The organism is Burkholderia sp. Ac-20384, from assembly GCF_017104605.1.
Classification (GTDB): domain Bacteria; phylum Pseudomonadota; class Gammaproteobacteria; order Burkholderiales; family Burkholderiaceae; genus Burkholderia; species Burkholderia lata.
Window position 1 is genome coordinate 1 of record NZ_JAAGPE010000176.1, and the last position, 20,600, is coordinate 20,600.

A 20,600-nucleotide genomic window follows, 5' to 3' on the forward strand; every position below is an offset into this window, starting at 1 on the left:
TCGAGGCACGCGAGCGCGTGGGCGAGCACGATCGCCGGATTGCGCAGCAGCCCGCCCCAGTTGCCGGAGTGATGCGCGCCGTCGCGGGCGCGCAGGCTCAGCTTGAAATTGACCGAGCCGCGCGAGCCGAGGAAAACCGTGGGGCGCGCGGCGGCAATGCGTGGGCCGTCGGACGCGATCAGCACGTCGGCCGCGAGCGCGTCGCGCTCCTGGCGGCACAGCGCGTCGAGGCCCGGCGAACCTGTTTCCTCGCCCATCTCGATCAGCAGCTTCGCATTGAAGCCGAGCCGGCCGCCGCGTGCGTCGAGCACGCTCGCCAGCGCGGCCAGGTTGATGGTGTGCTGGCCCTTGTTGTCGGCGCTGCCGCGGCCGTACCAGCGGTCGCCTTCGGCCGTCAGCGTCCACGGCGACAGCGGTGCGCGCCATTGCGCGTCGTAGCCGCGCACGACGTCGCCGTGGCCGTAGATCAGCACGGTCGGCAGCGTGTCGTCTTCGTGGCGCGAGGCGAGCAGGAACGGGCCGCCGCCGTCGACGGGATTGTCGACGATCCGCGACGTGAAGCCGAGGCGCGCGGCTTCGGGGGCGATCTCGTCGGTCAGGTACGCGCGCAGCGCGGCTTCGTTGCCGCTTTCCTGGCTTTCGGTGCGCAGGCCGACGCGGCGGCTCAGGGTCGTGAAGAACGCACCGGATTCGAACTGGTTCAGCGCGTGCTGGATGGCGGCGGTACGGCTCAAGTCGTGTCTCCTCTGTCGGGTTCGCTGCACGCGCCGGATCGTGCATGCAGCGTGAAGTGCGATCGATTCTAGAAAGCCGTTTTTTTTGTCACAATGATCGAATTTCGAACCTTTCTTTGCCGAAAAGGCAAAGCAGTGCGGCCGGCGGCCGGGCGGAGACAGAACGATGGCGGCTTTCCTGCATGGCCTGGCGTTGCGGTATTTCGTCGAAGTGGCGCGCACCGGCTCGATCAGCGACGCGTCCGCGCGGCTGCATGTGGCCGTATCGGCGATCAGCCGCCAGATCGCCAAACTGGAGAGCGAGCTCGGCGCACCGCTGTTCGAGCGCCGGCCGCGCGGGATGGCGCTGTCGGAGGCCGGCGAGCGGCTCCTGGCGTTCGCGCAGCGCAGCCTGCTGGAGGCCGAGCACGTGATGAAAGACATCGGCGGACTCGATGCGCTGCACGGCAGCCTGCTGAAGATCGCGTGCTCGGAAGGGTTCGCGATCGACTTCCTGCCCGGCACGCTCGCCAGCTTCAAGGCGCGCCATCCGGGCGTCGATTTCTCCGTGTGGGTGGTGTCGCCGGCGGACGCGACGCGGCGCGTGCGCGACGGCGATGTCGACATCGCGTTGAGCTTCAGCCTCGCGCCGGAGAAGGGCGTGCGCGTCGACCACACCGAGCGCGCACCGATCTTCGCGCTGGTTCGGCACGACCATCCGCTCGCGACGCGCGAAGCGGTGTCGCTCGCCGATGTCGCGCGTCACCCGCACGTGCTGCCCGAGGCCGGCACGACGGTGCGCCAGCTGATCGACATCGCGTGCGCGCTCGACGGGCTGCTGCTCGAGCCCGAACTGACGAGCAACAATACGGCGGCGATGTACGGCTACGCGCGGCGCACGGGCGCGGTGATGTTCACGGGGCTGCTGTCGGTGCGCGACCGCTGCGCCGCGGACGGCTTCGTCGTCGTGCCCGTGACGAACCCGCAGCTGCGCGAGCGCAGCATCCAGGTGCAGACGATGGCGGGGCGCGATCTGCCCGCATCGGTCCGCGCGTTCCGCGACCATCTGATCGACGCAATGCAGACTGCATCGGCGCCGCCGGCAGCCGCGCGCGGCCCGAGACGCCGGCCCGTGAGATAATCGTCAATCCGCCTTCCGTGCCCATGCGGCTCATCGAGCCGCATCGCCCCTGTTCGACGCCAAATTGAAGAACCTGATTGTCACCCTCGATCGCGCCGGCGAGTTCGACGAGATCATCGACGTGCGCACGCCGCTCGAGTTCGCCGAGGATCATATTCCCGGCGCGCTGAACGCGCCCGTGCTCAGCAACGAGGAGCGCGTGCTCGTCGGTACGATGTACCGTCAGGTGTCGCCGTACGAGGCGACGCGCGTCGGCGCGGCGATGGTCGCGCGCAACATCGCGCGCCATCTCGACACGACGTTCGCCGACCGGCCGCGCAACTGGCGGCCGCTGATCTACTGCTGGCGCGGCGGCAAGCGCTCGGGCTCGATGACGACCTGGTTCAACCTGATCGGCTGGAAGGCGCGCCAGCTCGACGGCGGCTACAAGGCGTACCGCCAGTCGGTGTGTGCGACGCTCGACTCGCTGCCGACGCGCTTTCGCTACATCGCGCTCGTCGGCCATACGGGCTGCGGCAAGACGCGCCTGCTGAACGCACTGGGCGAAGTGGGCGCGCAGACGCTCGATCTCGAGGCGCTCGCGTGCCATCGCGGCTCGCTGCTCGGTGCGTTGCCGGGCAAGCCGCAGCCGGCACAGAAGGGGTTCGACTCCGGGCTCGTCGAAACACTTGGACGTTTCGACCCCGAATGGCCGGTGTTCGTCGAGTCGGAAAGCCGCCGGATCGGGCTCGTGCAGTTGCCGATCGCGTTGATCGAAGCGTTTCACGCCGGGCCGTGGGTGCATGTCGACGCGGCGCACGACGAGCGCATCGCGTTCCTCCTCGACGATTACGCACACCTGTTCGACGAACCGGACGCGTTCAAGGCGCAGCTCCATCGGCTGATCGGACTGCATAGCCGCGAGCAGGTCACGCACTGGAAGGCGCTGATCGATGCGGATGCGCGGGCCGAACTGTTCACCGAGCTGATCGACAAGCATTACGATCCCGCCTATGCGCGCACCTATCGCGCGACGTACAACAAGCCGAACCGGGCACTGACGTTCACGTTCCGGCCCAACGCCGCCGACGGGCGCGATCAGGCGCGTGTGCTGCTGGCCGAACTCGCGCAAGCCGGGTTGCCCGCATCGGCCGCGCTGGCCGCAGGCGCGAAGCCCGAAACCGACCAAAACCAATCGACGACCACACGATGACGACCACACGCACCCAACCCAGTCCGGCCCTCGGCTGGATGACCTTCCTGCTGATCGCGGTCGCGGGCCTGTTCTATGTGAAATGGTTCCCGTACTACAACAAGGCGTTCGTTGCCGCCGAGCATCATTCGATCGGCCAGTCGATCCTGATGGGCACGTCGGCGACCGCGCCCGAGCCGTCGCTGAAGGCCGCGCTCGACTACGCGTGGGCGTACGGCAAGGCGATCTGGCAGGCGATGGTGCTGGGCCTGCTGCTCGGTTCGGCCGTGCAGGCGCTGCTGCCCGCACACTGGGTCGCGCGCGTGCTCGGCCGCACCGGCTTCGGCAGCGTTGCCGCGGGCGGCCTGCTGTCGCTGCCCGGCATGATGTGCACGTGCTGCGCGGCGCCGGTCGTCGCGGGGCTGCGTGCGCGCCATGCATCGCCGGGCGGCGCGGTCGCGTTCTGGCTCGGCAACACGGTGCTGAACCCGGCGGCGCTGGTGTTCATGGGCTTCGTGCTCGGCTGGCACTGGAGCGCGCTGCGCCTCGTGCTCGGCGTCGCGATGGTGTTCGGGATCGGCTATCTGCTGAACCGCATCGCACGCCCTGAAGACCGCAGCATCGACGATGCGCAGATCGCCGCGCTGGCGGCCGAGCAGGCCGCGGCGGGCAATCCGTTCGTCCGCTGGGTGAAGCTGCTGGCGCGCATGGCCGTGCGGCTCGTGCCCGAATACATCGTGCTCGTGCTGCTGCTCGGCGCCGCGCGCGCGTGGTTGTTCCCGCATATCGGCCCGGACATCGGCAATCATCTCGGCTGGATCGTCGCATTCGCGGTCGCGGGCATGCTGTTCGTGATCCCGACGGCCGGCGAAGTGCCGATCATCCAGGCGATGCTGTCGCTCGGCATGGGCGTCGGCCCGGCCGCCGCGCTGTTGATGACGCTGCCGCCGATCAGCGTGCCGTCGCTCGCGATGCTCGCGCGTTCGTTCAAGCCGTACATGCTGGCCATCGTCGCGATCCTCGTCGTCGTGTTCGGGATCGCGAGCGGCCTGCTCGCGATCGCGCTCGGGTTCTGACGCGCGCAAGCGGCGCGCTCAACGGGCGCAATCGTCGTATTCATCCGGCGTCGCCGTTTCAGGCGTGCGGCGCCATTTACAAGAAGCAAACAGGAAAACGCATGACCCAACCGAAGATCCATCCTCGACTCGAAAAGGCGCTGACGCGCGGCGATCTCGCGATCCGCCAGGCCAATTCCGCGCGGGCGACTGCCGTGCTGAACGCACTCGGCACGATGATCATCGAGGCCTCCGCAACGATCGGCGTCGACGCCAGCATCGACATTCCGCAGGGCGACCGCATTTACGATCCGGTCAACGGCCTGTGGCCGCAGAAGATGCTGGTGTCGTTCGACGGCCCGGTGGACGAAGCCGACAAGGAAGAGCTGCGCTCGGTCTATCTGGTTGCCGACGATCCGGGCACGCAGTTTCGCGTCGAATGGCATCGTGCGGACGGCAAGCTCGGCCGCCAGGAAGGTGGCCCGCTCGCGACCGTCGCGTTCCTGACCGACGTCGAAATCCCGTGGAGCGACGACGACGAGTAACGTCGTCGCATGAAGCCGGCGCCCGGTGCGGCGGCCATCAGCGCATCATCCGCCGCCGGAACAGCCATGCGGACAGCAGGAAGCCGCCGACCGCGTAGCCGGCGAGCACCGCGACATGCAGCGCGACGTCGGTCGCCGGCCGGCCGAGCATCGCGGGCCGGATCAGCTCGACGGCATTCGCGAGCGGGAGCGCCTGCGCCGCGTGCTGAGCGATCGGCGGCAACTGCGTGGTCGGGAAGAACACGCCCGACAGCAGCAGCATCGGCGTCAGCACGAGCGTCTGATAAAACATGAAGAAGTCGTAGGACGGCGCGAGCGCCGTGACGATCATCGCGATGCTGGCAAACGCGAGGCCCGCGAGCGCGATCACGGGCAGCGCCGCGAGCATCGACGGAAACTGCGCATAGCCGAGCGCCCCCGCGACGAGCATGATCGCGGCCCCCGACAGCATCGCCTTGCTGGCCCCCCAGATGATCTCGCCGAGCACGATGTCGCCGAGCGCGAGCGGCGTATGCATGATCGCTTCCCACGTGCGCTGCACGTGCATCCGCGAGAATCCCGAATACATCGACTCGAAGCTCGCGGACATCATCACGCTCGACCCGACCGTGCCGGCCGCGAGGAACGCGATATACGACACGCCGTCGACATGGCCGAGCATCAGCCCGAGCCCGAACCCCAACCCGAACAGATAGATCATCGGATCGGCAAGATTGCCGAACATCGACGCGAGCGCGAGCTTGCGCCAGACGAGATAGTTGCGCCGCCAGACGGCGATCCAGTTGGTCGCGTTCGCAGGCATGGCGATCGCGAAACGTGACACGCGCGGTGGTGCCGACGGTGCGGCGGCGGAATAGTTGCGGACGTCCATGATCGATCAGTCCTGCATTTCGCGGCCCGTGAGCCGCAGGAACACATCTTCAAGATTGGCCGGGCGATGCAGATAGCGCAACCCCGTGCGACCCTTGAGTCGTGCACGGAGCGGTTCCGGATCGCTCACGTAGCAGAACAGGGTCTCGCCGCTGATCTCGGTGTGCTTCGCGAACGCCGACAGCTCGTCGCGCAGCGTGGCCGGATCGGGCCCGTAGATCTCGATCACGTCGCAGCCGATCTCCGATTCGATCAGCGCGTGCGGCGCGCCTTCGGCGATCTTGCGGCCTTCCTCGATCACGCACAGGCGGTCGCACAGGCGCTCGGCTTCTTCCATGAAGTGCGTGGTGATCAGGATCGTCTTGCCGCGCGCGAGCAGCGAACGCAGCCGCTCCCACATGAGGTGACGCGCCTGCGGGTCGAGACCCGTCGTCGGCTCGTCGAGCACCAGCACATCGGGATCGTTGACGAGCGCGCGTGCCAGCGTCAGGCGGCGCTTCATGCCGCCCGACAGTTCGCCGACCTTCGCATCGGCCTTGTTCTCGAGCTTCGCGAATTCGAGCAGTGGCTTCACGAGCGCCTGCGCAGCCTGCGCCGACATGCCGAAATAGCGGCCGAACACGAGCAGGTTCTCGCGCACGGTGAAGTCGGGGTCGAGATTGTCGAACTGCGGGACGACCCCGACGCGCTGGCGTGCATGCCGTGCACGCGATGGAACCGGTTCGCCACAGAGCGAAATGGTGCCTGCATCGGGATGCGTGAGGCCGAGCAGCATTTTCAGCGTGGTGGTCTTGCCGGCGCCGTTCGGCCCGAGCAGGCCGTAGCATTCGCCGGCCTGGACGGTGAAGGACAGGCCGTTGACGACGAGCTTGTCGCCATAGCGCTTTTCGACGTTCCGGAAATCGATCGGTGCAACGGACATGGGCATGTTGTCGTTGTAAGCGGGCGCGGAAAGCGTTCCGCTGCCGGATGCGTGGCCGGTTGACGAACCGATCGGACGATTGCGTGTCACACGGGCATGACCGAAGCGCACGACGCCGGCGCCTGACGGCCCGCTGGAGTACGAACGGGCCATTCTAGTGCATCGGTTGCGTCTCTTCAGGGCATGCCTGCACGGTGCGATGCATGTACGCACCGATCGTGCACTGCATCATCGCGCACGCGCCGAGCGGGGCGAATCAGCGTTTTCCATCCCTTGCGTCCTGAATTGCGGCGCACCATGATGAATGCGTAGGCTCGGTGTTGCGATAGGGAGGTTTCATGGCTAGCTACAACAAGATTTTGCTCTGTTACGACGGCACGCTCGAAGGACGCAAGGCACTGCGCTGCGGCGCCAACCTCGCGATGGACCTGAAGGCCGAGACGCATTTGCTGTCGGTGGTCGACATGCGCTCGAGCATTGCACAGAGCGCGGGTTTGCTGACCGACGTCGCGTGCGGCCGGTTCGAGGAAACCGCGCGTGAAATCCTGCAGGAAGGGGTGAACTGGCTGCGCGAGCGCGGCGTGCAGGCCGAAGGCCATTTCGCGTTCGGCTATCCGATCGACGAAATCGCGAATCTCGCGACGGAGCTGCAGGCCGACCTCGTCGTCGTCGGCCATCGGTGCCGCAGCGGGCTGTCGAGATGGTGGATGGGCTCGGGCAATACGCAACTGCTCGATCGCGTGAACTGCAGCATTCTGGTTGCGTGTTCGTCGGCGCAGGAGCAGAAGGCCGAAATCGCGCGCGAGCGCGAAGCGGCCACGGCGAACGGCAAGTAATCCAATGATTCGATGACTGCCTGACCGGCGAATCGCGCCGGTCAGGCGTCGTGCCACGTCCGTGGCGCGGGCGCCGACCGCGGCCAGTCAAGACATGTCAAGCGTGCAGGTCGATCGCGGACAACTTCCACGAGAACAGGCCGAAGCGGTGGAAGATCGCCGCATAGCGCGTGCCGTCGGCACTGCGCTGGTAGGTCACGACGAATTCATCGATATTCCGGTAGCCGGCACTGGTTTGCTGCTGGTGCGGCGCATGCGTTGCATCGACCGCACTGGCCGGTGCGGCAGCGGCGGGTGGTTGCGATGAGGCAGCCGTGGTGGCCGCGTTGCTGCCGGAAGCGGCCGCGCTTGCCGGAGCCGGATTGGCAGCGGGGGCGGCCGGCGTGTTGCCCGGCGCATTGCTGCCTGGCGGCAGATTCGACCATTCAGGTGGACGCTCGCCCGGATTGCCACGCGGCGGCAAGCCGCTCATCAGCGCAGCTACGCCCTCCGGGGTGGCGTACGCATCGACCAGCGGGCCGATCAGTGCGGACCCGATCAATGCGCCGATCACCGCGAACGGATTGTTCTTCTTCACCGCGTCGATCCGGCGCATCAACTCTTCCGTGACCTGCTGCTTCAGGCTGATGCGCAGCGACGGGAAATCGACATATTCACTGATGGCTTGCGCATCGCGCGCATCGATCGCCGATTTCAGGCGACCGAGCGCGACGTACGGCGACGCGTAGGCATAACCGATCGCCGCAATGATGGCGACGGCCAGCACGACGATCAGCAGGGGCTTGAGCCGCCATGCGCGGCCCGAAGATCCGGTCACGTTGCCTCCGGTGCGGGGATGTTCCGCAATCAGAGACCGCCTGGCGTGGCCGATCGTTCCTCTGCGATGCAGTGATCGATCATCCGGCACACGGCGTCGATCGTGCCGACCATGATCAGGCGCGAACGGCCGTGATAGACGCGCACCGGCGCGCGGCGCGCGGGTTCGGCGTGATTCAGGCCGGCGTTCAGCGATACCCGCGCGAAAGCGGGCAGCGCCGACGGCAGCAGGGACGCCTGCCGTTCGACTGCGACTTCTTCTTGCACAGGCGCCGCCGCGGACAGCGGTGCGCAGGGCGTGCGGCCGCGCAGATGACGCAGGCGACCGAATTGACGGAAAGGCAGCAGACGGGCAAGGCGTTCCATGATGTTCTCCTCAGCGAGACGGAATGTCAGAGTTCGCCCGAGCGGATCAGCCCGACGGCGATGCCTTCCAGCGCGAATTCCGCGCTGCCGGCCTTGACGAAGATGTTTTCGTAATCCGGGTTCTCCGCGATCAGCTCGAGGCCGCCGGGCCGGCGCATCAGGCGCTTGACCGTGACGTCGTCGCCGAGACGCGCAACGATGATCTGGCCGTCCTTCGCTTCCGTGCGCTTCTGCACGGCGAGGAGGTCGCCGTCGAGGATGCCGGCGTCGCGCATCGACAGGCCGCGCACTTTCAGCAGGTAGTCGGGCTTGCTGGTGAACAGCGCGGGATCGCACGCGTAATGCTGCGAGATGTGCTCCTGCGCAAGGATCGGGCTACCGGCTGCCACGCGGCCGACGAGCGGCAGCGACAGCTGCATCAGGCCGGCATGCGGCAGCGTGAACTGATGCGGGGCGTCGTCGATGCCGAGCAGGCGGATGCCGCGCGACGCGCCGGCGGCCAGCTCGATCACGCCTTTGCGTGCCAGCGCACGCAGGTGCTCCTCGGCCGCATTCGGCGAGCTGAAGCCCAGTTCGGCCGCGATCTCGGCACGGGTGGGCGGGAATCCGGAGCGCTCGATCGCGCGACGGATCAAGTCGAAAACTTGCTGCTGACGGGCGGTGAGTTTGGTCATGGCTTAACTGTATGGATAGACAGTGAGCTGTATTTTTATACAGTAGTTCGGGAATTTCAAGTGTTACGTGAGGTTCGACGCGATCACGCCGGTTCCGGCGCGATTTCGCGACGTCCTGACGCCGGTTTATCTGCCGCAACCGTCCATCCCGTCTGCGTTAGCACTTTTGAGTATTAAAAAATGAGGAACGATTATTTTTAATCATGTAACCCGTTCGTTAGACTGGCCCGACATCGCAATACCGACAACACTGGAGAACCAAGGATGGGCAAGCGCAATACGGGGCTGGTGGGCGGAGTGGGCCGCCTGATCGCAACACTCGCGCTGGGCGCGGCGGCGGCGCTGGGCGTCGCGACGCACGCGCAGGCCGATACGACCTTCCTGAACGTGTCGTACGACCCGACGCGCGAGCTGTATCAGGACTTCAACCAGGCGTTTGGCAAGGAGTGGAAGGCGAAGACGGGCGAGACCGTCAACTTCAAGCAGTCGCACGGCGGTTCGGGCGCGCAGGCGCGCTCGGTGCTCGACGGCCTGCAGGCCGACGTCGTCACGCTGGCGCTGGCGTACGACATCGACGCGCTCGCGAACAAGGGGCTCGTCAACAAGGACTGGCAGAAGCGCCTGCCCGACAACGCATCGCCGTACACGTCGACGATCGTGTTCCTGGTGCGCAAGGGCAATCCGAAAGGGATCAAGGACTGGGACGACCTGACCAAGCCGGGCATCTCGATCGTCACGCCGAATCCGAAGACGTCGGGCGGCGCGCGCTGGAACTACCTGGCCGCATGGGCATACGCGGTGCACAAGCCGGGCGGCAACGAGCAGACGGCGAAGGAATTCGTCACGAAGCTCTACAAGAACGCGGGCGTGCTCGATTCGGGCGCGCGCGGCGCGACCACGAGCTTCGTGCAGCGCGGGATCGGCGACGTGCTGATCGCCTGGGAAAACGAGGCATTCCTGTCGGTCAAGGAATTCGGCACCGACAAGTTCGAGATCGTCGTGCCGTCGGTGAGCATCCTGGCCGAGCCGCCCGTCGCGGTGGTGGACAAGGTGGTCGACAAGAAGGGCACGCGCAAGCTGGCCGATGCATACCTGAACTTCCTGTATAGCCCGCAGGGCCAGGAGATCGCGGCGCGCAACTACTACCGGCCGCGTTCGAAGAACGTGCCGGCGGAGCTGACGAAGCAGTTCCCGAAGCTGAAGCTGTACACGGTCGACGATACCTTCGGCGGCTGGACGAATGCGCAGAAGACGCATTTCGCGGACGGCGGCGTGTTCGATTCGATCTACAAGCCGCAGTAACGCCATAACGACAGCGGCGCGCCACGACAGCGCGCCGCATCCCCGACGGCCCGCCGGCGCGATTCACTGCGCCGGCGTTTGCGTCGGACCCATGAGCAGCATCGACCCAGCAAGAGCATCCGATGACGACGTACACCTTTCGCAAGCCGAGCGCGCTGCCCGGTTTCGGCGTGACGCTAGGCATCACGGTGGCCTATTTGAGCCTCGTGGTGCTGATACCGCTCGCCGCCACGTTCCTGAAGACCGCGACGCTGTCGTGGGACCAGTTCGTCACCGCCGTCACGTCGCCGCGCGTGCTCGCGTCGTACCGGCTGACGTTCCTTTCCGCGCTCGGCGGCGCGCTGATCAACGCCGTGTTCGGCTTTCTCGTCGCGTGGGTGCTCGTGCGCTACACGTTCCCGTTCAAGCGGCTCGTCGATGCGATCGTCGACCTGCCATTTGCACTCCCGACGTCGGTCGCCGGCATCTCGCTCGCGGCCGTTTACGCGACCAACGGCTGGGTCGGCCAGTATCTCGCGCCGCTCGGCATCAAGATCGCGTTCACGCCGGCCGGCGTGCTGGTCGCGCTGACCTTCATCGGGCTGCCGTTCGTCGTGCGCACGGTGCAGCCGGTGCTCGAGGATTTCGAGCGCGAGCAGGAAGAGGCCGCCGCGTGCCTCGGCGCGTCGCGCTGGTTGACGTTCCGCCGCGTCGTGCTGCCGGCCGTGCTGCCGGCGCTCCTCACCGGTTTCGCACTCGCGTTCGCGCGCGCGCTCGGGGAATACGGCTCGGTGATCTTCATCGCCGGCAACGTGCCGATGAAATCCGAGATCACGTCGCTGCTCATCATCACGAAGCTCGAGCAGTACGACTACGCGGGCGCGACCGCGCTGGCGGTCGTGATGCTGGTCGTGTCGTTCCTGATGCTGCTGCTGATCAACACGCTGCAGTGGTATCTGCAGCGCCGCACGAGCAAGGGCGCGAGCGGCCCCGCGCCCGCTACCGTCACCGCCGTCACCGCCATCCCGGCAGGAGGCCAGCAATGAGCCAGGAGGCCACCGTCGTGCTGAAAACCCCGTCGTCGGCCGCGCAAGGGCGTGCCGCGAAGCGGCTCGACCCCGTCAGCGAGTCGCGCGTCGTGCGCTGGCTGCTCACGGGCATCGCGCTGGCGTTCCTCGCGTTCTTCCTCGTCGTGCCGCTCGCCGCGGTGTTCGTCGAGGCGCTGAGAAAGGGCGTCGGTTTCTATCTCGAATCGCTGGCCGATCCCGATGCGTGGTCGGCGATCAAGCTGACGCTGACCGTTGCCGCGATCGCCGTGCCGCTGAACCTCGTGTTCGGCGTGTGCGCATCGTGGGCGATCGCGAAATTCGAATTCCGCGGCAAGGCGCTGCTGACGACGCTGATCGACCTGCCGTTCTCGGTGTCGCCGGTGATCTCGGGCCTCGTGTACGTGCTGCTGTTCGGTGCGCAGGGCTGGCTCGGGCCGTGGCTGCAGGATCACGACGTGCAGATCATCTTCGCGGTGCCGGGCATCGTGCTCGCGACGATCTTCGTCACGTTCCCGTTCGTTGCGCGCGAGCTGATTCCGCTGATGCAGGCGCAAGGCACGGACGAGGAAGAGGCCGCACGCGTGCTCGGTGCATCGGGCTGGCAGATCTTCCGCCGCGTGACGCTGCCGAACGTGAAGTGGGGCCTGCTGTACGGCGTGATTCTGTGTAACGCGCGCGCAATGGGCGAGTTCGGCGCGGTGTCGGTCGTGTCCGGCCACATCCGCGGCCAGACCGACACGATGCCGCTGCACGTCGAGATCCTGTACAACGAATACAACTTCTCGGCGGCCTTCGCGGTGGCGTCGGTGCTGGCACTGCTCGCGCTCGTCACGCTCGCGCTGAAGCTGCTCGCCGAGCGCCATCTCGCCGCCGAACTGGCCGGCGCGCGCGACACCGTTCCCGCACATGCCGGCCCCGTCGCCGTCGTTTCGTCGAAATCGTAAAGAGGCAACCAGAATGGGTATCACCGTCCGTAACCTTCAGAAGCGCTTCGGCGATTTCACGGCGCTCGACAACGTATCGCTCGACTTCCCGCCCGGCGAGCTGGTCGCGCTGCTCGGGCCGTCCGGCTGCGGCAAGACCACGCTGCTGCGCGTGATCGCGGGCCTCGAGCACGCGGATGCGGGCCAGGTCGTGCTGCAGGGGCTCGACGTCGCGTCGGTTGGCGCGCGCGACCGCCAGGTCGGTTTCGTGTTCCAGCACTATGCATTGTTCCGCCACATGACGGTCTTCGAGAACGTCGCGTTCGGGCTGCGCGTGAAGCCGCGCCGCGAGCGGCCGTCGGAAAGCGCGATTCGCGACAAGGTGCACGAGTTGCTGAAGCTCGTGCAGCTCGACTGGCTCGCGCAGCGCTATCCGTCCGAGCTGTCGGGCGGCCAGCGCCAGCGCATCGCGCTCGCCCGCGCGCTCGCGGTCGAGCCGAAGGTGCTGCTGCTCGACGAGCCGTTCGGCGCGCTCGACGCGAAGGTCCGCAAGGAACTGCGCGGCTGGCTGCGTCGTCTGCACGACGACCTGCACATCTCGACGATCTTCGTCACGCACGACCAGGAGGAGGCGCTGGAGGTTGCGGATCGCATCGTCGTGCTGAATCGCGGCCACGTCGAGCAGGTCGGCAGTCCGCAGGATGTCTACGATCATCCTCAGAGTGCGTTCGTCTACGAGTTCCTCGGCGCCGCGAACCGGCTGCCGGGCACGGTCGCCGGGCGTGGCTTCGTCGCCGAGGGAGCAGCCGCGCCGATCGAGGTCGACGCCGATTTCGCCGGCCCCGCGAACGCCTATGTGCGCCCGCACGACCTGCAGCTGTGGCCGGTGGGCGAAGGGCACCGCGACGGCATCGCGGTGGACGTGCGCCGCGTGATTCCGCTCGGCGGGTCGGTGCGTGTGGAGCTCGAGGCACGTGCGGGCGGTGCGCTCGAGGCGGAACTCGATCGCGACGCTTGGCGTGCGCTGTCGCTGCAGGTCGGCGACGGTGCAACAGCCGTGCCCCGCGCAGTGCGGGTGTTCCCCGCGCGTTAACGCGAGAATGCAGGGCAGGGGGCGGAAACAGCTCCGATTCAATAATCAAACAACGACAGCCTAAGAGGCATACCCATGAATTTTCAGCAATTGCGGTTCGTGCGCGAAGCGGTGCGCCAGAACATGAACCTGACGGAAGTCGCGAACGTGCTGTACACGTCGCAGTCGGGCGTGTCGAAGCAGATCAAGGATCTCGAGGATGAGCTGGGCGTCGACATCTTCATCCGGCGCGGCAAGCGGCTGACGGGGCTCACGGAGCCCGGCAAGGCCGTGCACCAGCTGATCGAGCGGATGCTGCTCGACGCCGAGAACCTGCGCCGCGTCGCGCGCCAGTTCGCCGACCAGGACAGCGGCCACCTCGTCGTCGCGACGACGCACACGCAGGCGCGCTACGCGCTGCCGAAGGTGATCCGCCAGTTCACCGACGTGTTCCCGAAGGTGCATCTCGCGCTGCGCCAGGGCAGCCCGCAGCAGATCGCGCAGATGATCCTGAACGGCGAGGCCGATCTCGGCATCTCGACCGAGGCGCTCGACCGCTATCCGGACATCGTCACGTTCCCGTGCTATTCGTGGCATCACACGGTCGTCGTGCCGAAGGGCCATCCGCTCGTCGGCCGCGAGAACCTGACGCTCGAGGAAATCGCCGAGTACCCGATCATCACGTACGACCAGGATTTCACGGGCCGCTCGCATATCGACCAGGCGTTCACGCAGGCGGGCGCCGTGCCCGACGTCGTGCTGACCGCAATCGACGCGGACGTGATCAAGACGTATGTCGAGCTCGGAATGGGGATCGGCGTGGTCGCGGCGATGGCCTACGATCCGCAGCGCGACACGGGCCTCGTCGCGCTCGATACGCAGCACCTGTTCGAGGCGAGCACTACGCGGGTCGGGCTGCGCAAGGGGGCGTTCCTGCGCGCGTATGCATACCGGCTGATCGAGATGTTCGCGCCGCACCTGAACGAAGCGGAAATTGCGGGGATGTTGCGCGAAGCCGTTTGACGGCAGCGCGTCGTGCGCCCGCCGCGTGATCACCGCGGAGGGCGCGACGTACCTGCGCGGGTTGTCATGCATTGGGCGGCGGCAGGCGATCTGCCGCCGCCTTGATCATTCGATTCACCGAATCATCGGCCGCCATCGCGGTTTCCCGTCCGATTCTTCGCCGCCCGCGGCGAACGACAGACATTTGCTTGCCAACACAACGACAAGACCAAGACGGCACGCTTGAGCACCTCGTTTCGGATTCGGCCATCTGCCATTTCGAGCGATCTATCGGCCGGCAAATGTGATTCAATGCGCGTGAATGCCGGGTGACGTTCGTTCGAGCCGTCCCTTGGTCGCCATCGTGACTGGCCGGATCGCACCGGCGACGCAGCGCGCAGCACTGGGACGAGTGGCGGAAAGCGAAGCCGGCAACCCGGCCACCTTCACAAAACCATGCACGCGGATTGTCGGTCCCGACACACTCGGAGACATATCGCGCAGCACGCAACACGCGTGACGAAGAGGTAAACAATGAATCTGAAATGGTTTCTCTTTTCCTTCGAAGGCCGGATCGGGCGCCTGCCCTGGTGGATCTACGCGCTGGTTTCCACGGTGCTCAGCGCGATTGTCGATGCGGGTTCCCGCGGCACGCCGGACGATGATCTGCCGCTGCTGGCCATGCTGGTGCTCGTCGTCATCGCGGTCGTCGCGGTGTGGTCGTCGATTGCGGTCGGCGTGAAGCGGCTGCACGACATCGACAAGTCGGGATGGTGGATGCTGCTGCTGTTCGTGCCGATCGTCGGTGCGCTCGCGCTGTTCGTGATGAACGGCTTCATCGCCGGCACGCCGCATGCCAACCGATTCGGCGAGCCGCCGTCGGCCGATGAGGACGAACCGGCGCCGCAGGACCCGGCGTGATATGCGCTCCGAATAAACCCTTAAATATTGATCAGACAGGTTGCGCGCCGGCACGAATCGGTACAGCATAGCTTTCACTCCGCCGGCCTCCCGCCGGCGGCGGCGCGTAAACGACAGCACGCGCCAGGCAGTCGGCCGTCTGCCTCGCTTCCATTCCGTGGTACCGACAGCAGCATCGATGGCCATTGCCCGGGTAGTGTGGCGCAAACGTTTGCTCACATTAAAACAACAGTCAAACAATAGTCCGGCCCTTGGGGCCAGTCGCCAGGAGATGTGTATGAATGTCCTCTTTCGCCGTCGCTTCCTGACCGCCGCGCTCGCCGCCGTCGCGGTTGCCGCCGCACCGGCCGTCCACGCGCAATCGGCGGGCAAGCCGAAGGTCGCGCTCGTGATGAAGTCGCTCGCCAACGAGTTCTTCCTGACGATGGAAACGGGCGCGAAGGAATACCAGAAACACAACGCGGGTCAGTTCGACCTGATCACCAACGGCATCAAGGACGAGACCGACACCGCGAACCAGATCCGCATCGTCGAGCAGATGATCGTGTCGAAGGTCGACGCGATCGTGCTCGCGCCGGCCGATTCGAAGGCGCTCGTGCCGGTCGTGAAGAAGGCGGTCGACGCGGGCATCATCGTCGTGAACATCGACAACCGGCTCGATCCCGACGTGCTGAAGTCGAAGAACCTGAACGTGCCGTTCGTCGGCCCGGACAACCGCAAGGGCGCGCGCAAGATCGGCGATTACCTCGCGAAGCGGCTGAAGGCGGGCGACCAGGTCGGCATCGTCGAAGGCGTGTCGACGACGACCAATGCGCAGCAGCGCACGGCCGGCTTCCAGGACGCGATGAAGGCGGGCGGGATGAAGGTCGTGTCGGTGCAGTCCGGCGAATGGGAGATCGACAAGGGCAATGCGGTCGCTGCCGCGATGCTCAACGAATACCCGAACCTGAAGGCGCTGCTGTGCGGCAACGACAACATGGCGATCGGCGCCGTGTCGGCCGTGCGCGCGGCCGGCAAGCAGGGCAAGGTGCTCGTGGTCGGCTACGACAACATCAACGCGATCAAGCCGATGCTGAAGGACGGCCGCGTGCTCGCGACCGCCGATCAGTACGCGGCGAAGCAGGCCGTGTTCGGTATCGACACGGCACTCAAGGCGATCGCCGAGCATCGCAAGCAGGCCGACATGTCGGGCGTGGTCGAGACGCCGGTGGATCTCGTGACGAAGTGACGCGGCCCCGATGCGGCCGTCGCCCTCAAGAATTGGGCGCGGCGGCCGTTATCCGGGGTGAGCGCGATCACGGCCACTGCATGCACATGCACTTGTGAGCGTCACACCCGCGCGCCGCGTGCGCGCGGCCGCAACCAGGATCGCGATGGACCCGACTTTCCAACCCTCCCGCGCAGCCACTCCCGTGCTGTCCGTATCCGGCATCGGCAAGACCTATGCCGAACCCGTGCTCGCCGACGTCACGCTGACGCTCGAGGCGGGCCACGCGCTGGCGTTGACGGGCGAGAACGGCGCCGGCAAGAGCACGCTGTCGAAGATCATCGGCGGGCTCGTCGAGCCGACCGCCGGCACGATGCTGCTCGGCGGCCAGCCCTATGCACCGGCGAGCCGCACGCAGGCCGAGGCGCTCGGCGTGCGCATGGTGATGCAGGAACTGAACCTGCTGCCGACCCTGACGGTTGCCGAAAACCTGTTCCTGAACCGCCTGCCGCGACGTTTCGGGATCATCGATCGCGCGCGGCTGCGTGAAGATGCGCGGGCCGCGATGGCGCAGGTCGGGCTCGACACGGTCGATCCCGATACGCTGGTAGGCGCGCTCGGCATCGGCCACCAGCAGATGGTCGAGATCGCGCGCAACCTGATCGGCGATTGCCGCGTGCTGATTCTCGACGAACCCACCGCGATGCTGACCGCGCGCGAAGTCGAGCTGCTGTTCGAGCAGATCGACCGGCTGAAGGCGCGCGGCGTCGCGATCGTCTACATCTCGCACCGGCTCGAGGAGCTCGCGCGGGTCGCCGAGCGCGTCGCGGTGTTACGCGATGGCCGGCTCGTTCATGCGGGCGACATGGCGGCGACGACGTCCGACGGGCTCGTCACGCTGATGGTCGGGCGCGAGGTCGGCGAGCACATCGATCTGGGCGAGCGCCATTTTGGCGCGCCGCGGCTCGTCGTCTCGGGCCTCAGCCGCGGGGCGGCGGTGCGCGACGTGTCGCTCGAAGTGCGCGCGGGCGAGATTTTCGGCATCTCCGGGCTGATCGGCGCGGGACGCACCGAGCTGCTGAGGCTGATATACGGCGCCGATACGCCGGATGCGGGGACGATCGCGGTCGGCCAGCCGCTGAAGCCGGCGCGAATCGGTTCGCCCGTCGATGCGGTGAAGCTGGGCATCGCGCTGATCACCGAGGATCGCAAGGGCGAGGGGCTGCTGCTGACGCAGTCGATCGCCGCGAACGTGTCGCTCGGCCAGCTCGACCGGCTCGCGCGCGGCGGGATCGTCGACGGTGCGCGCGAAACGGCGCTCGCGGAGCAGCAGATCGACGCGCTGCGGATCCGCACGCACGGCGCGACGCAGGCGGTCGGCGAGCTGTCGGGCGGCAACCAGCAGAAGGTCGTGATCGGCCGCTGGCTAGCGCGCGACATGGGCGTGCTGCTGTTCGACGAGCCGACGCGCGGGATCGACGTCGGCGCAAAGTTCGAGATCTACACTTTGATGGGCGCGCTCGCGCGCGAAGGCCGCGCACTCGTCGTCGTGTCGAGCGACCTGCGCGAGCTGATGCTGATCTGCGACCGGATCGGCGTGATGTCGGCCGGCCGCATGACCGCCGTGTTCGAGCGCGGCAACTGGACCCAGGATGCGCTGCTGGCCGCGGCGTTCGCCGGCTTCGGCCGCGAGACGCCGCCGGGCGGCGCGCAGCATCCGGACGCGGGGCAGACGCCAGGCGCCGCTCCGGGCACTTCGACGACAGGACGACCGCAATGACTCAGCCTCCCGTAACCCCGACCGACGCAGGCGCGCAGCAGGACGTGACGGGGCGCCGCGCGCGCACGCTGTCCGGCACGCGGCTCGGCCTGTCGAACTACCTCGGGCTCGCCAGCGCGCTTGCAGCGATGATTGCGCTGTTTTCGGTGCTGAGCTCGCACTTCCTCACCTACGATACGTTCAGCACGATCGCGAACCAGATACCCGATCTCGTCGTGATGTCGGTCGGGATGACCTTCGTGCTGATCATCGCCGGGATCGACCTGTCGGTCGGCTCGGTACTCGCGCTCGCCGCGTCGATGGTCAGCGTCGCCGCGCTGAAATGGCAGTGGGGGCCGCTGCCGGCCGCGCTGATCGGCATCGCGGTCGCGACCATTACGGGCGCGCTGACGGGCGCGGTCACGGTCGGCTGGCGGATCCCGTCGTTCATCGTGTCGCTCGGTGTGCTGGAGGCCGCGCGCGGCCTCGCGTACCAGCTGACGAATTCGCGCACGGCCTACATCGGCGACGCGTTCGATTTCCTGTCGAACCCGATTGCGCTCGGCATCTCGCCGGCATTCCTGATCGCGGTCGCGGTGATGATCGCGGCCCAGTTCGTGCTGACGCGGACCGTGTTCGGACGCTATCTCGTCGGGATCGGCACGAACGAAGAAGCCGTCCGACTTGCGGGGGTTAACCCGAGGCCGTATAAAATTCTCGTATTCGCATCGATGGGCGCACTCGCAGGGCTTGCGTCGCTGTTCCAGATTTCGCGGCTCGAGGCGGCCGACCCGAATGCGGGCGTCGGCCTCGAACTGCAGGTGATCGCCGCCGTCGTGATTGGCGGCACGAGCCTGATGGGCGGGCGCGGCTCGGTGATCAGCACGTTCTTCGGCGTGTTGATCATCTCCGTGCTGGCCGCGGGGCTGGCGCAGATCGGCGCGAACGAGCCGACGAAACGGATCATCACCGGCGCGGTGATCGTGGTGGCGGTCGTGCTCGATACGTATCGCAGCCGGCGCACACGCGTGCGGTAGAAAGACAGACAGAACAGACCAGAGAGAAACGGGAAATGGCGACGATCAAGGATGTGGCGGCCATGGCGGGCGTGTCGTTTACGACCGTCTCGCACGTGGTGAACAATTCGCGGCCGGTGTCCGCGGATGTGCGTGCGAAGGTCGAGGGCGCAATCCGCGAGCTGAATTACGTGCCGTCGGCCGTGGCGCGCTCGCTGAAGGCGCGTGCGACGGCGACGATCGGCCTCGTCGTGCCGAACAGCACGAATCCGTACTTCGCGGAGCTTGCGCGCGGCATCGAGGATCAGTGCGCGGCCAATGGCTATTGCGTGTTCTTCTGCAACTCGGACGACGATCCCGTCAAGCAGCGCAACTACCTGCGCGTGCTGCAGGAAAAGCGTATCGACGGGCTGATCGTGGCATCGGCCGGCGAGGATGCGGTGCTCGCGCAGACGCTCGCGGATATCCACGCACCGCTCGTCGTCGTCGACCGCAACATCGAGGGGCTCGCGGCCGACCTCGTGCAGATCGACCACGAGCGCGGTGCATATCTGGCGACGCGCCATCTGCTCGAGCTCGGGCATGCGAAGATCGGCTGCATCACGGGGCCGACCGACACGGCGGTCAGCGCAATGCGCGTGCACGGCTTCATCCGTGCGATGGCCGAGCGCGGTGTCGACATCGTGCCGGGCGCGATCGCGGAAAGCGACTTCTCGTGCCTCGGCGGCTATCACGCGGCGTCGCGGCTGTTCGAATCGGTGCGGCCGAGCGCGATCTTCGCGGGCAACGACCTGATGGGCGTCGGCGCGTTGCGCGCGGCGGCCGAGCGCGGTATGCGCGTGCCCGACGACTGTTCGATCATCGGGTTCGACGACATCGAATTCTCCCGCTACACGTATCCGGCACTGTCGACGGTCGGCCAATCGGTGCGTGCGCTCGGCGAAATGGCCGCGCAGACGCTGATCGAGCGGATCGGCGGCGGCTCGACCGCCGTGCCGAGCCGCCGCCGCGTCGTGTCGCCGCGCCTCGTGCTGCGCGAATCGACGGCGATCTACCGCGAGCCGCCGGCATCGGGCGGTCGCGCATGACGGCGCCCGCAGCAAACACCGGCCGCGTGACGGTAGTCGGCAGCCTCAACATGGATCTCGTCGTGCGCGCGCCGCGTCTGCCGCTGCCGGGCGAAACGCTCGCCGGTCATGCGTTCGCGCAGGCGGCGGGCGGCAAGGGCGGCAACCAGGCCGTCGCGGCCGCACGGCTCAGC

Annotated in this window: 22 protein-coding genes and 1 pseudogene; 17 read left to right on the forward strand and 6 right to left on the reverse strand. The window is 66.9% G+C overall.

Annotated features, from left to right (window positions below; translation table 11 throughout):
- Positions 1-734: M20/M25/M40 family metallo-hydrolase (locus G3O00_RS26885; RefSeq protein ID WP_206144841.1), on the reverse strand; the 734-nt coding region annotated here is incomplete at its 3' end.
- A 166-nt stretch (positions 735-900) separates the two neighbouring features.
- On the opposite strand from G3O00_RS26885, the gene G3O00_RS26890 reads away from it, so the two are divergent.
- From G3O00_RS26890 to G3O00_RS26905, 4 genes are all read left to right on the forward strand, one after another.
- Positions 901-1,854, forward strand: coding sequence for a LysR family transcriptional regulator (locus G3O00_RS26890; RefSeq protein ID WP_011351884.1), 954 nt, complete (start codon positions 901-903; stop codon positions 1,852-1,854).
- 64 nt (positions 1,855-1,918) lie between these two features.
- The gene (mnmH, locus tag G3O00_RS26895) at positions 1,919-3,046 is read left to right on the forward strand and encodes a tRNA 2-selenouridine(34) synthase MnmH (RefSeq protein WP_206144842.1); all 1,128 of its coding nucleotides are present in this window, start codon (positions 1,919-1,921) and stop codon (positions 3,044-3,046) included.
- A complete protein-coding gene (locus G3O00_RS26900; protein WP_206144843.1) occupies positions 3,043-4,101 on the forward strand; it encodes a permease in 1,059 nt (352 codons plus the stop codon). Before mnmH ends, G3O00_RS26900 begins: the two co-directional genes overlap by 4 nt.
- Positions 4,102-4,202: 101 nt before the next feature.
- On the forward strand, positions 4,203-4,625 hold the full coding sequence (locus tag G3O00_RS26905; protein WP_011351887.1) for a hypothetical protein: 423 nt from the start codon (positions 4,203-4,205) through the stop codon (positions 4,623-4,625).
- 37 nt (positions 4,626-4,662) lie between these two features.
- Here G3O00_RS26905 and G3O00_RS26910 read toward each other — a convergent pair whose 3' ends face one another.
- Both G3O00_RS26910 and nodI read right to left on the reverse strand, forming a co-directional pair.
- Positions 4,663-5,496: an ABC transporter permease gene (locus G3O00_RS26910; protein ID WP_206144844.1), complete on the reverse strand. Its 834-nt coding sequence runs from the start codon at positions 5,494-5,496 to the stop codon at positions 4,663-4,665.
- A gap of 6 nt (positions 5,497-5,502) precedes the next feature.
- Entirely contained in the window at positions 5,503-6,417 is a 915-nt protein-coding gene (nodI, locus tag G3O00_RS26915; RefSeq protein WP_174931523.1) for a nodulation factor ABC transporter ATP-binding protein NodI, read from the reverse strand.
- Between the two features lie 338 nt (positions 6,418-6,755).
- Between nodI and G3O00_RS26920 the strand changes: the two genes are divergently transcribed.
- Positions 6,756-7,253, forward strand: a complete 498-nt coding sequence (locus G3O00_RS26920; protein ID WP_011351890.1) for a universal stress protein — start codon at positions 6,756-6,758, stop codon at positions 7,251-7,253.
- Positions 7,254-7,350: 97 nt separating this feature from the next.
- On the opposite strand, the gene G3O00_RS26925 is transcribed toward G3O00_RS26920, so the two are convergent.
- The 3 genes from G3O00_RS26925 to lexA are packed head-to-tail and all read right to left on the reverse strand — an operon-like array spanning position 7,351 to position 9,109.
- Positions 7,351-8,070 carry a DUF2939 domain-containing protein gene (locus G3O00_RS26925; protein ID WP_206144845.1) on the reverse strand — a complete coding sequence of 240 codons (720 nt, stop codon included), beginning with the start codon at positions 8,068-8,070 and terminating at the stop codon, positions 7,351-7,353.
- Between the two features lie 29 nt (positions 8,071-8,099).
- On the reverse strand, positions 8,100-8,435 hold the full coding sequence (locus tag G3O00_RS26930) for a hypothetical protein (RefSeq protein WP_011351892.1): 336 nt from the start codon (positions 8,433-8,435) through the stop codon (positions 8,100-8,102).
- 26 nt (positions 8,436-8,461) lie between these two features.
- Positions 8,462-9,109: a transcriptional repressor LexA gene (gene lexA / locus G3O00_RS26935; RefSeq protein WP_006754655.1), complete on the reverse strand. Its 648-nt coding sequence runs from the start codon at positions 9,107-9,109 to the stop codon at positions 8,462-8,464.
- On the opposite strand from lexA, the pseudogene G3O00_RS44155 reads away from it, so the two are divergent.
- The 12 genes and pseudogenes from G3O00_RS44155 to G3O00_RS26990 all read left to right on the forward strand — a co-directional run.
- Positions 9,080-9,190, forward strand: a pseudogene (locus tag G3O00_RS44155) (sodium:proton symporter); the annotation flags it as partial. The gene lexA and the pseudogene G3O00_RS44155 sit on opposite strands and share 30 nt — an antisense overlap.
- Before the next feature lie 183 nt (positions 9,191-9,373).
- Complete coding sequence (locus tag G3O00_RS26940) at positions 9,374-10,411, forward strand: sulfate ABC transporter substrate-binding protein (RefSeq protein WP_011351893.1); 1,038 nt, start codon at positions 9,374-9,376, stop codon at positions 10,409-10,411.
- 122 nt (positions 10,412-10,533) lie between these two features.
- Positions 10,534-11,436, forward strand: a complete 903-nt coding sequence (gene cysT / locus G3O00_RS26945; protein WP_011351894.1) for a sulfate ABC transporter permease subunit CysT — start codon at positions 10,534-10,536, stop codon at positions 11,434-11,436.
- A complete protein-coding gene (gene cysW, locus G3O00_RS26950) occupies positions 11,433-12,383 on the forward strand; it encodes a sulfate ABC transporter permease subunit CysW (protein WP_206144846.1) in 951 nt (316 codons plus the stop codon). The genes cysT and cysW overlap by 4 nt, the downstream gene beginning before the upstream one ends.
- Before the next feature lie 13 nt (positions 12,384-12,396).
- Complete coding sequence (locus G3O00_RS26955; RefSeq protein WP_011351896.1) at positions 12,397-13,455, forward strand: sulfate ABC transporter ATP-binding protein; 1,059 nt, start codon at positions 12,397-12,399, stop codon at positions 13,453-13,455.
- A 75-nt stretch (positions 13,456-13,530) separates the two neighbouring features.
- Positions 13,531-14,457, forward strand: coding sequence for a CysB family HTH-type transcriptional regulator (locus G3O00_RS26960; protein ID WP_011351897.1), 927 nt, complete (start codon positions 13,531-13,533; stop codon positions 14,455-14,457).
- Positions 14,458-14,970: 513 nt separating this feature from the next.
- Positions 14,971-15,357 (forward strand): DUF805 domain-containing protein, encoded by a 387-nt coding sequence (locus G3O00_RS26965; protein ID WP_206144847.1) that lies wholly within the window; start codon positions 14,971-14,973, stop codon positions 15,355-15,357.
- Between the two features lie 277 nt (positions 15,358-15,634).
- The gene (locus tag G3O00_RS26970; RefSeq protein WP_011351899.1) at positions 15,635-16,585 is read left to right on the forward strand and encodes a sugar ABC transporter substrate-binding protein; all 951 of its coding nucleotides are present in this window, start codon (positions 15,635-15,637) and stop codon (positions 16,583-16,585) included.
- Between the two features lie 145 nt (positions 16,586-16,730).
- Positions 16,731-18,344 (forward strand): sugar ABC transporter ATP-binding protein, encoded by a 1,614-nt coding sequence (locus tag G3O00_RS26975; protein WP_206144848.1) that lies wholly within the window; start codon positions 16,731-16,733, stop codon positions 18,342-18,344.
- On the forward strand, positions 18,341-19,360 hold the full coding sequence (locus G3O00_RS26980) for an ABC transporter permease (protein WP_206144849.1): 1,020 nt from the start codon (positions 18,341-18,343) through the stop codon (positions 19,358-19,360). The genes G3O00_RS26975 and G3O00_RS26980 overlap by 4 nt, the downstream gene beginning before the upstream one ends.
- Positions 19,361-19,395: 35 nt before the next feature.
- Positions 19,396-20,427, forward strand: coding sequence for a LacI family DNA-binding transcriptional regulator (locus G3O00_RS26985; RefSeq protein ID WP_011351902.1), 1,032 nt, complete (start codon positions 19,396-19,398; stop codon positions 20,425-20,427).
- The coding region (locus G3O00_RS26990) for a PfkB family carbohydrate kinase (protein ID WP_241025350.1) at positions 20,424-20,600 on the forward strand (177 nt) is incomplete at its 3' end. The genes G3O00_RS26985 and G3O00_RS26990, both read left to right, overlap by 4 nt.